The sequence below is a fragment of the Cupriavidus sp. 01L45 genome (genome assembly GCF_056399885.1).
This window is the reverse complement of record NZ_JBFTSG010000074.1, coordinates 1-15,186: the sequence shown is the minus strand read 5'-3', so window position 1 is coordinate 15,186 and position 15,186 is coordinate 1. Positions and strand designations below refer to the sequence as shown.

The window sequence follows — 15,186 nt, the reverse complement described above, 5'->3', positions numbered from 1 at the left end:
CCCTCCATCGTCTATCCACCCCTGGCATCGGCCTGCCATGGCGGCGCCTGCCACCCCAGCCGCGCCAGCAGCGCCTGCGCCGCCGCCGGCGCGCGCTCCTTGGCGCCGTTGATAAAGAAAACGAACACCTCACGCTTGCGCTTCGCCGCCGCCTTGCCGTCCACCCGCGGCAGGTCTTCCGGGATGCCGCCAGAGGCCCAGGCCCGCACCCGCTCGCCCCACGCATCGAGCGCCTTGGGCGCATAGCCGGTCTTCAGCTTCTCGCTGCTGCGCATCAGCCGCGCATAGGCAAAATCCGCGGTGAGATCGGCGAAGGACGGAAACTTGTCCGAATCGGTGAAGACGGTGGCGGCCTTGTACTTGCGCGCAAGCTGGAGATAGTCCGGCGTCATGAAGCTCTCGTGCCGCACATCGAGCACATGGCGCAGTTCGCGGCCCTCGACCGAGGCAGGCAGCAGCGCAAGGAAGGCTTCGAAGTCTTCGGGGTCGAACTGTTTGGTGGGTGCGAATTGCCAGACGACAGGGCCGAGCTTGCCTCCCAGCTCGGCAATGCCGCTATCGATAAAACGCGCGATGGACTCGGCGGATTCCGCCAGCACCCGGCGGTTGGTGGCGAAGCGCGATGCCTTGAGCGCGAACACGAAGCCATCGGGCGTCTCGTCGCGCCATTTGGCGAAGGAGCTGCGCTTCTGGGTGCCGTGGTAGGTGCTGTTGATTTCGATGGCGGTGAGCTGGCGGCTGGCGTATTCGAGTTCCCGGCTTTGCGCCAGCCTGGCGGGATAGAAGTTGTCGCGCCATGGGGCGAAGTTCCAGCCGCCGATGCCGATGCGGGCGATGGCGCCGCCGGTGGCTTCGGGCGTCCTGGCGGCTTTTCCGGTTGTCTTCGCGCTTGCTTCAGCCATGCGTTCGCATCCTTTGTCTGGCGGTCGGTCCAGCAGTCGAAAGCGTCGGCGCGCGCTGAAAGACTCAGGAGAAGCGCACGCAGTAAATCGGCGGCAGATGCGCCGAGAACAGCTTCCAGCGTTCCCCGCCGCTCTCCGAGATCCACAAGCCGCCGGTGGTGGAGCCCATGGCGAGGCGGTCGCCGCTATGGTCCACCGCCAGGCCGTGCCGGTAGACCAGGTCGTAGGCCGGCGCGTCGGGCAGTCCGTCGGAGAATACCTCGAAGCTGACCCCGCCGTCGCGCGTGCGCGTGACAGCCAGCCTGCCGTCTACCGGCACGCGGCATTCGTCCTTCACCGCCGGCACGAACCACGCGGTATTGGGCCGGCGCGGATGCGCCGCCACGGCAAAGCCGAAGCTCGACGGCTGGGCATGCAAGCGTTGCCAGTGCACGCCGCCATCGCCGGAGCGGAAGATGCCGCCATGATGCTGCACCCACATGGCGTTCGGATGGCCGGCGCACTGCACCAGGCGGTGCGGGTCCTGGATATTGCCGTCCTCGCGCCGCTCCGGCGGCATGTAGTCGGCCACCATGCCGCTGGCGGTGCAGGTCCAGTTCTTGCCGCCGTCCCGGGTCTGCCAGACACCGCCGCACGATACGGCAACCGTGACGTGGCGGCTGTCGCGCGGATCCACGCAGATGGAATGGATCCCCGGCACATCGTAGCCACCGCCGAACCACTCGCTGCGTTCGGGGCGGTCCCAGAGCGGACGGTTCAGCGCCCAGGTCGCGCCGCCGTCGCCGGAGCGGAACAGCCCGCCCGGCAGGGTGCCGACCCAGAGCGCGCCGGGTTCATCGGTGCCGCCCGCTTCCATCGACCAGATCTGCTGCAAGGACCACGGCACCGGGGCCGGCGGGCCGGCCTGCGCCGTATCTCCGGTTTGCGCAGCGGCGGGTACGCCGTCCGGGGCGGATTCGTGGCGACGATCCGGCTCCGGCTGAGGCGGATAAACCGGCACCGAGCACACGCCCCACTCCGTGCCGCGCGCCCTGCGCCGCCACAGCTTGACGCCAAAGTGCCCAAGGTTGAGTGCCGCGTACAAGGTGCCGTCGCGCGGATCGGCCAGTACCATGCTGACCGGCTCGCCCAGGAAATGCACCGAGTCCTGCCGCCATGCGCCGGCGCTGTCGCGCCGCAATATGAACAAGCCCTTGCGCGTGCCAACGAAAAGCTGATCGCTCATGCTGGACTCCTGTCTACAGCGGCATGCCTTCGGCGCCCTGTTGTCAGCGGCCTGTTGTCAGCCTGTTGCCAACGGCAGCTTGCGCTGTCAACCGCCGGACAGCGCCTGCACCACAAAGATCTGGCTGCTCTCGCCCACGCGGTCGCTCAGGCGGCGGCGGTCGCGAATGGCGGAGCCATCGACAAACACGGCCAGGTGCCGGCGCAACTGCCCCTGATCGTCCAGGATATAGCCGCGCAGTTCCGGCTGCTCACTGAAAGCCCGTTCCAGCGCGGCACACACGGTAGCCGCGCAGACCTCGCGTTCCGGGCTGGGGACATGGCGCTGGATGGCGGCGGCAAAGACAAGACGTGGCATGGTTGCTGGCTAGCGAGGGGACCGCTGGCAGAGTATGCGAACGTCTTGCAGTGTAGGAAATCCTGCGGGGAGTGCGCGTGCGATCGCACTCCCCACCCGGAACGGATGCACTATCGGTCACGCCGCGCGCATCCCGCAATGCAACACGCTTCAGGCGGCCTTCCCTTCCTGGCCCTGGCGCAGCCGGGTGCTGGCAATCGCAGCCAGCACCAGCATCCCCGCGATGATCAGCAGGCCGTTCTTCGTGCTGCCCGTGGTCTGCTCGATCACCCCCATCACGGACGGGCCGATAAAGCCGCCGACCAGCCCGCAGGTGTTGACCAGCGCCAGCCCGCCAGCCAGCGCCACGCCGGCAAGACGGGACGACGGAAAGAGGAAGATGACCGACTGCACCACGAAGAACATCGATGCCGTCAGGCTGAAGCCCACCATGGCCACCACTGGCCCGGCATACGCCGCGAGCAGCAGGCCGGCGGACATGACGGCAAGCCCCGCGATCAGCATGCGGCGGCAGCGCCGCGGGTTGCTGGCGAAGCGCGGCAGCGCCGCCGCGCCGATGGCCGCCGCGATCCACGGCACGGAATTGAGCAGGCCGATTTGCAGCGGCGACAGCTTGCCATAGGTGCCGATGATGCCCGGCAGGAAGAAGATCACGGTGTAGATGCTGATCTGGTGGCAGAAGTACACGAAGATCGCGAGCCAGATCTGGCGATCGGCCAGGCAGCCCCGGAACGAATGCCCGACGTGCCCGGCGGCCGCTTCCTCGGCTTGCTCCGCCGCCAGGCGGCGTTCCACCTCGCGGGATTCTTCGGGCGACAGCCAGGTCGCGGTGGCGGGGCCGTCCGGCAGCTTCTTCCACACGACAAATGCAAACGCCACCGCCGGCAGGCCTTCCAGGACGAACATCCACTGCCAGCCGCGCCAGCCCAGCACGCCGTCCATTTGCAGCAGCGCGCCGCCAAGCGGTCCGCTGAGGATGTTGGCAATGCATACGCCCAGCAGGAAGTACCCGGTCGCGCGCGCCCGCTCCTTGCGGCCGAACCAGTAGGTCAGGTAGAGCATCACGCCGGGGAACAGGCCCGCTTCCGCCGCGCCGAGCAGCAGGCGCATCACGTAGAACGAGGTCTCGCCGCTGACAAAGGCCATGCCGGTGGACAGCAATCCCCAGGTGATCATGATGCGCGTGATCCAGAAGCGCGCCCCTACCTTGTGCATGATCAGGTTGCTGGGCACTTCCAGCAGCGCGTAGCTGAGAAAGAACAAGCCCGCGCCCAGGCCGTAAGCCGCCGCGGAGATACCCAGGTCGACCGCGATGTGGCTCTTCGCCAGCGCGATATTGGTGCGATCGAGGAAGCTGATCACATAAGCCAGCACCAGCAGCGGCATCAGCTTCCTGAACAGCAGCGCGTTCAGCGAGCGCTGATCGGCAAGCGGCGCTTCTCGTGCGGTTTGCACATAGGTGGTAGACATGAATGGTGTCTCCTGTCGGCGGTATATGTTTTGTTTTCGAAGGCAACGGCAACAGCAGCAGCAGCGTGGCGCCGCGCAAGGCGGCGCCGGCACTCAGAACGCCACGTTGTCCGCGCCCTTCAGGCCGAGGATCTCGCGCGCCTCGTCGGGCGTCGCGACATCGATGTTCAACGCCTCCAGCRCGCTGCGGATACGCAGCACCTGCTCGGCGCTCGAAGCCGCCAGCCGGCCGTGGCCGATCCACAGCGAATCCTCCAGGCCGACCCGCACGTTGGCGCCCATCGCTGCGCCGATGGTAGCCAGCGGAATCTGGTTGCGCCCGGCGCCGAGGATGGACCAGCGGTACTGGTCGCCGAACAGCCGGTTCGCGGTCCGATGCATATGCATCAGGTCTTCCGGATCGCCACCGATGCCGCCCAGGATGCCGAACACCGACTGTACGAACACCGGCGCCTTGACCAGCCCGCGATCCAGGAAATGCTTCAGGTTGTTCAGGTGGCTGATGTCATAGCACTCGAACTCGAAGCGCGTGCCGTTGGCGTTGCCGATCTTCAGGATATTCTCGATGTCGCTGAAGGTGTTCTTGAAGATCAGGTTGCGGCTGTTCTCCAGATGCTCGCGCTCCCATTCGTGCCTGAACTCCTTGAAACGCTCCAGCATCGGGAACAGGCCGAAGTTCATCGAGCCCATGTTAAGCGACGCAAGTTCCGGCTTGAAGGTGGTGGCAGGGAGCATGCGCTCCTCCACGGTCATGTGGGGGCTGCCGCCGGTGGTGATGTTGATCACGGCATTGGTGGCGGACTTGATCTTCGACAGGAACGGCCGGAACAGCTCCGGATCCTGCGACGGCCGCCCGTCCTTCGGATCGCGCGCGTGCAGGTGCAGGATGGCCGCGCCTGCCTTGGCCGCGTCGATGGCGGCAGTGGCGATTTCCTCGGCGCTTACCGGCAGGTGCGGCGACATGCTGGGCGTGTGGATCGCGCCGGTAGGGGCGCAGGTGATGATGGCTTTGGATCGGGCTGCCATGGCGGGCTCCGTATGAAATCGGTTGGTGGGGGTGCGCTCAGCTAAGGGCTTGGGTCAGGCCATCGACCACCAGCTCCTGGCCGGTGACGTTGGCGGCCAGGTCGCTGGACGCGAACAGCACCATGTTGGCAATGTCGCGCGCCGTCACCATGCGCCCCAGCGCGGCTTGCGAGGTGTAGGCGCGCGTGACTTCCTCCAGCGGCTTGCCCAGCGCTTCGGCCTTTGCCGCGATGACCGCGCGAATGCGCGGGCCATCGACCGCGCCGGGCAGGATGGCATTCACGCGGATGCCGTCCGCGCCGAGTTCCAGCGCCAGCGATTTGGTGAAGCCGATCACCGCCCACTTGGACGCCGAGTAGACCGAGCGCCCGGGCATGCCCAGGTGGCCGGCGGCCGACGACAGGTTGACGATGGCGGCGTTATTTCCCCGGCGAAGGCGCGGCACCGCCAGGCGGGTGCACAGGAACTGGCCGGTGATATTGACCGCGAGCGTGCGCTCCCAGTCAGCCAGCGCCAGGGTCTCCACGCCGCCGGTGGGGCCCGCCACGCCGGCGTTGTTCACGAGTACGTCCAGGCCGCCGAGGGTGCGGTCGACGGCCTCGAACAATGCCGCCACGTCGGCCTCGCCCGACACGTCGGCCCGGCAGCCATGCACCGCCGGCAACTCGGCCGCCAGCCGCTCAAGGCTGGCGCCCTGGACATCGCACACGAGCACGCTGGCGCCCGCCTGCGCGAAGGCGCGGGTGATTTCCAGGCCGATGCCGTCGGCGCCCGCGGTCACCAGGACCCGCTTGCCCGCCAGAGAATTGTCATTCCACATATTCGTCAGCTCCATCCATGAGGCGATATTGCTCCATTGGCGCCATGTTATATCTGTGATCACAGATCGCAAATCGGGAATACCCTATGTGCTATGATTTCCGCATGTCCCTACCCGAACTTGTGACCCCTTTGAAGCGCCAGACGCTGAGTGCCGACGTCTATGCGCAATTGAGAGAGCTGTTGATCAGCGGCCACATGATGCCCGGCGAACAGATCTCGCTGCGCAGCACCGCCGCCGCGCTGGGCGTGAGCGTGATGCCGGTGCGCGAGGCGGTCCACCGGCTGGTGGCGGAGCAGGCACTGGAACTGACGCCGAACCGCGCGCTGCGCGTGCCGGTCATGAGCGTGAGCCAGTTCCGGGAGATCACCAGCATCCGGGTCAACCTGGAAGGGCTGGCGACGGAGCAGGCGGCCGAGCACCTGAGCGATGCCGCGATCGTGCAGATCACCGCCCTGCACGACCGCTTCGCGGAAGAGATGGCACGGTCCAGGCCGGACAGCTCGCGGCTGATCTCCGTCAACAAGGAATTGCATTTCGCCGTCTACAAAGGCGCCGGCATGCCGATGCTTTTGCAGATGATCGAAGCACTATGGCTGCGCATCGGCCCGATCCTGAATCACGACCTGCGCTCCGGCTCGCGCCGCGTGGGCGAGCAGGTGGCCGTCAATCATCACGCGCGGCTTGTTGAGGCGCTCAAGCGCAAGGATGGCGTGGCGGCACGGGCCGCACTGCAAGGGGATATTGAAAGCGCGGCGGAATACATCGTCTCCGCGGGCGTGCTGCTGGCGGCGGATGCGTTCGATGAACCTGCATCCGGCCCGGACAAGCCGGCGCCAGCAACTGCGCGGCGCTCACGCGCCGCTGGCACAAGGCGCCCCGCCTGAACCTGCACGCGCCGGCACAGGCGGTTCGCCAGCGCGCGCTAAGGCATGGATTGGGGCGGCGCCCCGACAGCAATCCGCGGCTATGCGCGCCAGGCGACATCCGCATCCAGCGGATACACCGGCCGCGCCAGCCGCTGAAACGGGAACTGCGCGTAGCGCGAACTCGTCACGCCGCCGCCATCGCACTCGACCACCGCCTTCGCGATCGGCACGAATACCGGGCGGCAGTACATGCGCGATTTCAGCAGCAGGAAGCGCTGCGCCAGCGGGTCCACGCCGATGTGGGTGAAAATGCCAAGGTCCCAGTGTTCTTGCGGCGTCTCCGTCACCACCACCTGCGCCGCGCCGGTATCGAGCAGCGCGGTGCGGCCCATGCGGATGCGCAGGCCGGGGTAGGTAGGACCGCTGATCACGTATTCCCCGTCGCTGATGGCGGAGACGCTCCCGCTCAGGGTCAGCGGCGTGGGATAGACGCCGAGCTGGCTAAGCGGCACCTTGTTGCCCACCGGCAACGTGACGCTGGCGCCCACGCCGGCTTCGATCAGCGCGGCTACCGCGCGCGGGTCGCACACCGGCCCCACCGCGATGCCGGACAGGCCCTGGCGCAGCGCTTCGCGCAGCACCGCCATATCGTCGCAGGTGCCGCCGGACATGCAGTTGTCGCCGTGGTCCAGCAACAGCACCGGCCCCTTGCCGTCGGCAGCCGCCAGTTGCGCGGCACGCGCAATGGAATCCGCCAGCGGCTCGCTTTCATAGACGAAGCCGGCGCGCTCGTTCCAGATCTGCGCCGCGAGCTTGTCCGCCGCGGCTTGTGCCGCCGCGGCATCGCCATCGGCCACCACCAGCACGCTGATGCAAGGCGCCGCGATATCCGCCAGCCCGAAACCGGCCAGCACCGATACCGCCAGCATGCCACCGGCCTCGGCCTGCCGGGCCGCCGCCACCGCGCGCTGCATGGCGCCCTCGCCGGTGTTGCTGCGCAGCGTGTGCGTCACCATCGGCAAACGCCGCCATGCGAGCGCGGGCCGTATCCGTTGCCGCAGCATGCGCATCAGCAGGCGGCCGGCGTGCTCRCCGGTTTCGTACATGTCGACGTGCGGATAGGTCTTGAAGCTGACGGCGATATCCGCGTGCGCCATCATCGCCTGCGTGACGTTGCCGTGCAGGTCCAGCGCAATCGCGACCGGCACATCGGGCAGCACCTTGCGCAAACGCGCGAGCAACTCGCCCTCGCCGTCGTCGCTGTTCTCCGCGACCATGGCGCCGTGCAGGTCGAGCATCACCGCATCGCAGCCGGGGGCCGCGCTCACGATGGCGTCGCATAGCGCGGTATACGCATCGGCCGCGACGCGCCCGCTGGGGTTGGCGCCGGCCGCGACCGGCACCACTAGTTCGGCGCCCGCCGCTTCGGCCAGGTCGATGAAGGCGCCGATGGCCGTGCGCGTGCCCTTGCTGGCCCTGTAAGCGTCTTCCCCGTAGCGGGGATCGAAGGACGACAGCGGCGTCGGCACCGGCGAAAAGGTATTGGTCTCGTGGTTCAGGCGTGCGATCAGGATCTTCATGACGGGCGTCAGGACAGGTTGGCGGATTCGAGCATCACTTGCAGCAGGACATTGCAGCCCGCCTCCAGGTGCTCGGGCCTRGCGTCTTCGATCTCGTTATGACTGATGCCGTCCTTGCATGGCACGAAGATCATCGCGGCCGGCGCCACGCGCGCGAGATAGACCGCGTCGTGCCCGGCGCCGCTGATGACGTCTATCTCCGGCAGCTCCAGCCGCCGCGCGGCGGCGCGCACGGACGCCACCATGCGCGCGTCGAACGGCTGCGGCGGGAAGTACACCACCTGTTCGATGCCGATGCTTAGCCCGGTACGCGCGGCCAGTTGCGCGGCGGCTTCGCGGAAGGCACGGTCCATCTCCGACAGCGTGGCATCCGTGTCGGAACGCAGGTCCACCGTCATGGCAATGCGGCCGGGAATGACGTTGCGGGAGTTCGGGTGCACTTCCATGCAGCCCACCGTGGCGCGTCCGTGAGGCTGCCGCTCCATGGCAATGCGGTTGACGATGCCGACCAGCTCCGCGCTCACCAGCATGGCGTCGCGGCGCATGGCCATCGGCGTGGGGCCGGCATGCGCCTCCATCCCGGTGACGACCACGTCGTACCAGCGCTGGCCCAGCGCGCCCGTGACGACGCCGATCGGCACATCGCTGGCCTCCAGCACCGGACCCTGTTCGATATGCGCCTCGAAATACGCGGCCACCGGGCGCCCGCCAACCGCCTCGCCGCCGGCATAGCCGATCGCGGCCAATGCCTGCCGCACGGAAACGCCATCGCGGTCGCGCTGGCCCAGCACGCCGTCCAGCGCGAACTCGCCAACAAAGGCGCCGGAGCCCATCATGACCGGCACGAAGCGCGAGCCTTCCTCATTGGTCCACACGACGACTTCCAGCGGGTGCGCGGTCTGCACGCCGGCATCGTTGAGCGTGCGYAGCACTTCCAGCCCCGCCAGCACGCCGTAGTTGCCATCGAACCTGCCGCCGGTGGGCTGGGTATCGATATGGCTGCCGGTCATCACTGGCGGCAGCCCGTTGTTCTTGCCCGCCCTGCGCGCGAACAGGTTGCCCACCGCATCCACCCGCACTTCGCAGCCGGAGGCCCGGGCCTCCGCCACGAAGAAATCCCGGCCGAGGCGGTCCTGCTCGGTCAGTGCCAGCCGGCATACGCCGCCTTTCGGCGTCGCGCCGATCTCGGCGAGCCGCATCAGTGAATCCCACAGGCGCGCGCCATCGATGCGAAGGCTTGCCAGGGCAGGTTGGTGCTGCGTCAACATAGTGCTTCCTCTCGCTTTCGCTGCTTATGCTCGTGCTTGTAGATGTCCGGCGGATCAGGCCGCAAGGCCCACGCCGAGATAGCGGTCCTTGACGGCCTCGTCCTCCCGGAACGCGGCATTGCTGCCGCTGTAGACCACCGTCCCTTGCTCCAGGATGAAATTCCGGTCCGCCAGCTGCATGCAAACCTCCAGGTTCTGCTCCACCAGCAGGATCGAGACGCCGGCCGCCTTGATCATCTTGAGCTGCGCCACGATCTCCTCGACGATGACCGGCGCCAGGCCCTCCACCGGCTCGTCCAGCATCAGCAGGCGCGGGTGGTTCATCAGCGCGCGGCCGATGGCGAGCATCTGCTGCTCGCCGCCGGACAACTGCGCGCCGCCGTTGCGGCGCCGCTCGCGCAGGCGCGGGAAGATGCGGTAGATATCGTCCAGCTGCCACGGCGACGCCTTGCGCGCGCCGAGCTTGAGATTCTCTTCCACGGTCAGCAAACGGAAGATGCCGCGATGCTCGGGCACCAGGCAAAGACCGTCCGCCGCGATCCGGTGCGGCTCCATGCCGGCGATGTCGCGGCCCTGGAACAGCACGCGTCCGCCGCGCGGACGCACCACGCCGGCGATAGCCTTCAGGGTGGTGGATTTGCCGGCGCCGTTGCGGCCCAGCAGGGTGACCAGTTCGCCGGCGCCCACCGCCAGCGATACGCCTTGCAGCACATGGCTCTTGTCGTAGTAGCCGTGCACGTCCTGGACATCCAGCATCGTCGTCATTTGCCGCCTCCGGTGATCATGTTGCCCAGGTACGCGGCCCGCACGCGCGGGTCATTGCGCACGGCGTCAGGCGAGCCTTCCATCAACACCTTGCCCTGCTGCATCACGGTCACGGTGTCGGAGATATCCATGACGATATCCATATTGTGTTCGATCAGCACCACGGTGTGATCCGCGCTCAAACCGCGAATCAGGTGCTTCATCGCGGCCAGGTCGTCGATCCCCATGCCGGACGTCGGCTCGTCCAGAAAGATGGCGCGCGGCCTTGCGGCCAGCGCCATGCCCACTTCCAGCCGCCGCTGCTGGCCGTGCGACAGCGTGCCGGCTTCCGCATTGGCGACGCGGGTCAGCTCCAGCCGTTGCAGCACGCCGTCCACGGTATCCGCGCAGGCCAGTTGCCCCAGCGGCCGCCGCCAGCAATCCAGCGCGCGGCGCGGGCTAGTTCCGAGCGCCGCCAGCCGCAGGTTCTCCCGCACAGGGAGATGCGTGAACAGGCTGGTCACCTGGAACGAACGCGCGATGCCGCGCTGCACGCGCTGGTAATCCGGCTCGCGTGTCACATCCTTGCCGTCGAAGACGATGGTTCCCGCGGTCACCGTGCCGGTGCCCGTGAGCATATGGAACAGCGTGGTCTTGCCGGCGCCGTTGGGCCCGATCACCGAATGCACGGTGCCCGGCATCACCCGCAGGTCCACACCGCCCAGCGCGTTGAACTTGCCATAGGACTTGGTAATCCCGCGCGCTTCCAGAATCGCCGTTGTCATGCCTGTTCCTCCTGTCCGATCGGCTTCGCCGGTTCGCGGCTCATCTTGCGCCACAGCATCTCTCCCAGGCCCCAAAGCCCGCGCGGAATGAACAGGCTGACCGCGATCAGCAGGAAGCCGAGCAGCATCAGCCAGCGCGGCCACAAGGTCGACAGCCAGTCCGACAGCAGCACATAGAAGGCCGCACCCAGCACCGAGGCAAAGGCGTTGCCGGTGCCGCCGATCACCGTCATGATCAGGATCATCTCGCTGGTGTGATAGTCGATATTGGTCAGCGGCGCGATGCCCATCAGCATGGCGTGCAGCGCGCCGGCCAGCCCGGTGATCGCCCCCGACAGCACGAAGGCCATCAGCTTGAAGTACCTGACGTTGTAGCCGACCGCCTGCGCGCGCTCCTCGTTGTTGCGGATCGCGAGCAAAGTGCGGCCAAACACGGACTCCGTCACACGCAACACCAGGAAGAACACCAGCAGGAACAGCACCGCCACAAAAGCGTAGAACTGCCACGGCCCGGCCAGCGAGCCCAGCTGGGTGCCGAACAGCGAGACCGGCGGGCGCGGGATATCGAGCAGGCCGTTGTCGCCACCGGTCAGGTCCGGCGTGGTGTAGGCGAGGAAGTAGAACATCTGCGCGAATGCCAGCGTGAGCATCACGAAGTACGTGCCGCGCTGGCGAATGGCGAACCACCCGACCAGCGCCGCCGCCGCCGCGCCCAGGACGATGGCAAGCACCAGCGCCAGCGGCAAAGGCAGCGCCAGGCGCGTCAGCGCGATGCCCAGGCCATAACTGCCGAGGCCGAAGAAAATGCCCTGTCCGAAGGAAAGCAGTCCGGTGTAGCCAAGCAACAGGTTGCAGGCCATCACCGCCATGGCATAGACCAGCACTTCGGTGGCCAGCGTGCCGGAGCGCATCGTAAGCGGCAGCACCAGGGTCACGCCCAGCGCCAGCAGCCAGAAGCGATAGCGTTTGAGCATCTCCATCATCCTCTCCCGAGCAAGCCATGCGGGCGCAGCAGCAGCACCGCGGCCATGGCCACATAGATCATCAGCCACGCGCCTTCCGGCCACAGCGTGCTCATCAGGCTTTGCACCACGCCGACCAGCACGCCGCCCACCAGCGCGCCGGTGAAACTGCCCAGCCCGCCCACCACCACCACCACGAACGCCACGCCCAGCGCCTCCACGCCCATGAACGGCTCGGCCCCCCGGATCGGCGCGGCCAGCACGCCGGCGATGGCCGCCGTGGCCGCGCCCAGCGCGAACATCAGGCTGAACAGGCGGAAGATGTTGATGCCGAGCAGCGACACCATCTCCGTCGATTCACTGCCCGCGCGCACCGCGCTGCCCAGGCGCGTGCCTTCCAGCAGCCACCACAAGCCGACCGCCAGCAGCGCGGTGAAGCCGATCACGAACAGCCGGTACTTCGGATAAACGAAGCTGCCCCACATCACCACGCCCTGCAGCGATTCGGGTGGCGCCACGTTGACGCCGAGCGGGCCCCAGCTGGTGATGATCAGCTCCTGCGCCACCATCGCGAGGCCGACCGTTACCAGGATATGGAACTCATGCGGAAGCGCGTACACGTGCCGCAGCATGACCTTCTCGGTCAGCCAGGCAAAGGCGCCGACCAGCAGCGGCGCGGCGACCAGCGCGACCCAGAAATTCAGGCCAAGCTGCAAGGCCTGGAAGCAGAGGTAAGCACCGAGCGCATAGAAGGCACCGTGGGCAAAATTAACGAAGCGCAACAGGCCGAAGATGATCGACAARCCCACTGCCAGCAGGAAGTAGAGCATGCCGATGCCAACGCCGTTGACCACCTGCAACAGGTAGACGTTCATGGGCTTGAGCGGAAAGCTTGGACGGGAAGGATGGCCCTGGTGCGCCCCGATGCCGGGGCGCACGGCCTGTAGCTTGCAGGCGGCCCGTCAGGCCATCTTGCACAGGGTCTTGTCGACGGGCAGGAAGGACTTGCCGGCGCTGATCACCTCGGCGTAGTCGTCCTTGTCCTTCATGCGGCTCTTCGCCTTGCCCTTGAGCAGGTAGTAGTCCTTGATGACCTGGTGGTCGGCCGCGCGCACTTCCTCGGATCCGGTCAGGCCGTCGTACTTCATGCCCTCGATGGCGGCCACCACGGCCTTGGGATCGGCGGTGCCCGCCTTGATCATGCCGTCCAGCATGATCTTGGTGCAGATATAGGAACCGGCCAGGCTGTAGTTCGGATTGCTCTTGAAACGCGCGTTGCTCCGTTTGACCAGGTCGCGGTTCAGCGGCGAATCCGCGCCATGCCAGTACTGCGCGCCGAAGTACACGCCTTCGCACAACTCCGGCCCCAGCGATTCGAACTGTTCCAGCCCGGACGCCCAGGCCACCAGGATCGTGGTGTCCTTCTTCATGCCGAAGCTCGCCGCCTGGCGCAGCGTGTCGGACGACTGCTGGCCGAAGTTCAGGATCAGCAGCACATCCGGCTTGGCCGCCAGCGCGTTGGTCAGGTAGCCGCTGAATTCCTTCTCGTTGAGCCCGTGATAGCTGTTGCCGACGTGCTCGATGCCCTTTTCCTTGAAGACGTTCTTTGCCGCCGACAGCAGGCCCTCGCCGAACACATACTGGGGAGTGATGGTGTACCAGCGCCTGGCCTTGGGCATGGCCTCGATCAGCGGCCGCACGGTGCGCTCGATGGCCCCGAAGGTGGGCACGGACCAGCGGAAGGTGGCGCGGTTGCAGTCCTTGCCGGTGATCTCGTCGGCACCGGCTGTGGTGACGAATACGCCGCCGAACTTCTCCGCCTCCTTGCCCATGGCCAGCGACTCCGACGACAGGATGCCGCCGGCAAAGTAGCGCGCCGCGTTCTTCTGCGCCAGCTCCTGCATCTTGCGCACGGCGGTGGCCGGCTTGCCTTCGGTATCCAGCACGCTGTAGCGCAGGCTCTTGCCAAGCACCTTGTCGTATTGCTCCAGCACCAGCTTCATGCCCAGGTCGGCAAACTTGCCGTTGGCCGCGAAGGGGCCCGACATCGGCACCGGGCAGCCAAGCTCGATCACGTCACCCGCGGCCGCCAGCGCGGAGCGGGCGTGCACGAGTGCGGCGGGGACAGCGGACAACGCCGCCAGCTTCAACAGGTTACGACGATTCATGTCTCACTCCTCTCGATGGGGATAGCCACCCAGGATGGCCGGTAGCCGCCGCGTCAGGTGCGCGGACATCCTCCAGCCTTTTATGCTATTTATCATGATAAATAGGTGAGACGATAGTAGGAGGCGCTTCTTTCAAAGTCAATAGGAGGAAACGCAGCAAGGCGTACGCAGGCGACGCGCACCAGCGGCGCTGGCGGCGGCAATCGCAGCCTGTAGAATTGGACCCGGCGTGGCCTGGCCGGCAGCAACAGACTGGACCGGCGGCACGCGGCAATCAAAGGGATGGAAACAACATGGCACCGCTACGTGGCGAAGGCGCCAGGACGATCGAGATTCGCAAGCAGAAACGCGCCGACCTGGTTGCCGAAGAACTGAAACGCCTGATCACGCAGAAGAACCTGCGCCCCGGCGACAAGCTGCCGCGCGAGATTGCCCTGCAGCAAATGTTCTCCGTGAGCAAGAGCACGATCCGCGAGGCACTCAAGTCGCTCGAAGTGCAGGGGCTGGTCAGCGTGAGCACCGGCCCGGCGGGCGGCGGCACAATCGTGGAAGTGCAACTGGACCGCACCTTCCAGCTGATGCAGAACTACCTGTTCTTCAAAGACATCGGTATCGCGGATATCTACACCGCGCGCAAGCTGCTGGAACCCGAGCTGGCCGCGGGCGCGGTGCCACACCTGACGGAAGAGGATTTCGCCGCGCTGGAACGCACCATCGACCAGTGCGACCCGGCCTCCGCCGCCGCGATCGATCCGCTAAACCAGCGGCAGGAAGACCTGAGCTTCCACGACATCCTGGCGGCCGCCAACCCGAACCCGATGCTGCGCTTTTGCTGCGAGCTGATCAATGAAATGATCCGGCACCTGGTGGTGTTCGGCAACGACACGCCAACGTGCGAACACGAGCGCTTCGGCGCGGCGAACGTCAAGTTCCACAAGAAGATCCTGGCGGCGGCGCGGGACCGCGATGTGGAGAAGGTGCGTGCGCTGATGCTGTCGCATATGGAGGAA

General features: G+C 66.7%; 15 protein-coding genes. 2 read left to right on the top strand and 13 right to left on the bottom strand.

All coding sequences use genetic code 11. The annotated features are described in order from the left end of the window. Positions 1-11: 11 nt before the first annotated feature. The 6 genes from AC1DT6_RS35800 to AC1DT6_RS35775 all read right to left on the bottom strand — a co-directional run bounded on the left by AC1DT6_RS35800 (position 12) and on the right by AC1DT6_RS35775 (position 5,800). Entirely contained in the window at positions 12-902 is an 891-nt protein-coding gene (locus AC1DT6_RS35800) for a DUF72 domain-containing protein (protein WP_477115374.1), read from the bottom strand. A 64-nt stretch (positions 903-966) separates the two neighbouring features. Then, positions 967-2,127, bottom strand: a complete 1,161-nt coding sequence (locus tag AC1DT6_RS35795; RefSeq protein ID WP_441633982.1) for a beta propeller repeat protein — start codon at positions 2,125-2,127, stop codon at positions 967-969. An 87-nt stretch (positions 2,128-2,214) separates the two neighbouring features. Next, complete coding sequence (locus tag AC1DT6_RS35790; protein ID WP_035872484.1) at positions 2,215-2,484, bottom strand: ubiquitin family protein; 270 nt, start codon at positions 2,482-2,484, stop codon at positions 2,215-2,217. Positions 2,485-2,634: 150 nt separating this feature from the next. Next, the gene (locus tag AC1DT6_RS35785) at positions 2,635-3,954 is read right to left on the bottom strand and encodes an MFS transporter (protein ID WP_045240421.1); all 1,320 of its coding nucleotides are present in this window, start codon (positions 3,952-3,954) and stop codon (positions 2,635-2,637) included. 93 nt (positions 3,955-4,047) lie between these two features. After that, complete coding sequence (kce, locus tag AC1DT6_RS35780; protein ID WP_477115373.1) at positions 4,048-4,980, bottom strand: 3,5-dioxohexanoate:acetyl-CoA acetone transferase; 933 nt, start codon at positions 4,978-4,980, stop codon at positions 4,048-4,050. A 37-nt stretch (positions 4,981-5,017) separates the two neighbouring features. Next, entirely contained in the window at positions 5,018-5,800 is a 783-nt protein-coding gene (locus AC1DT6_RS35775; protein WP_477115372.1) for an SDR family oxidoreductase, read from the bottom strand. Between the two features lie 104 nt (positions 5,801-5,904). On the opposite strand from AC1DT6_RS35775, the gene AC1DT6_RS35770 reads away from it, so the two are divergent. Next, positions 5,905-6,687 (top strand): GntR family transcriptional regulator, encoded by a 783-nt coding sequence (locus AC1DT6_RS35770; protein ID WP_477115371.1) that lies wholly within the window; start codon positions 5,905-5,907, stop codon positions 6,685-6,687. 80 nt (positions 6,688-6,767) lie between these two features. Here AC1DT6_RS35770 and AC1DT6_RS35765 read toward each other — a convergent pair whose 3' ends face one another. The 7 genes from AC1DT6_RS35765 to AC1DT6_RS35735 all read right to left on the bottom strand — a co-directional run bounded on the left by AC1DT6_RS35765 (position 6,768) and on the right by AC1DT6_RS35735 (position 14,176). Next, a complete protein-coding gene (locus tag AC1DT6_RS35765) occupies positions 6,768-8,249 on the bottom strand; it encodes a M81 family metallopeptidase (protein WP_441633990.1) in 1,482 nt (493 codons plus the stop codon). Between the two features lie 8 nt (positions 8,250-8,257). Continuing rightward, entirely contained in the window at positions 8,258-9,517 is a 1,260-nt protein-coding gene (locus AC1DT6_RS35760; RefSeq protein ID WP_441633992.1) for a Zn-dependent hydrolase, read from the bottom strand. A gap of 54 nt (positions 9,518-9,571) precedes the next feature. Then, complete coding sequence (locus AC1DT6_RS35755; protein ID WP_477115382.1) at positions 9,572-10,273, bottom strand: ABC transporter ATP-binding protein; 702 nt, start codon at positions 10,271-10,273, stop codon at positions 9,572-9,574. A 5-nt stretch (positions 10,274-10,278) separates the two neighbouring features. Next, the gene (locus AC1DT6_RS35750; protein WP_477115370.1) at positions 10,279-11,046 is read right to left on the bottom strand and encodes an ABC transporter ATP-binding protein; all 768 of its coding nucleotides are present in this window, start codon (positions 11,044-11,046) and stop codon (positions 10,279-10,281) included. Beyond that, a complete protein-coding gene (locus tag AC1DT6_RS35745; RefSeq protein ID WP_477115369.1) occupies positions 11,043-12,026 on the bottom strand; it encodes a branched-chain amino acid ABC transporter permease in 984 nt (327 codons plus the stop codon). Before AC1DT6_RS35745 ends, AC1DT6_RS35750 begins: the two co-directional genes overlap by 4 nt. Continuing rightward, on the bottom strand, positions 12,026-12,883 hold the full coding sequence (locus tag AC1DT6_RS35740; protein WP_441633998.1) for a branched-chain amino acid ABC transporter permease: 858 nt from the start codon (positions 12,881-12,883) through the stop codon (positions 12,026-12,028). Before AC1DT6_RS35740 ends, AC1DT6_RS35745 begins: the two co-directional genes overlap by 1 nt. Positions 12,884-12,970: 87 nt before the next feature. Continuing rightward, a complete protein-coding gene (locus tag AC1DT6_RS35735; RefSeq protein ID WP_035872523.1) occupies positions 12,971-14,176 on the bottom strand; it encodes an ABC transporter substrate-binding protein in 1,206 nt (401 codons plus the stop codon). A 293-nt stretch (positions 14,177-14,469) separates the two neighbouring features. On the opposite strand from AC1DT6_RS35735, the gene AC1DT6_RS35730 reads away from it, so the two are divergent. Beyond that, on the top strand, positions 14,470-15,186 hold a 717-nt coding region (locus tag AC1DT6_RS35730; protein WP_477115368.1), incomplete at its 3' end, for a FadR/GntR family transcriptional regulator.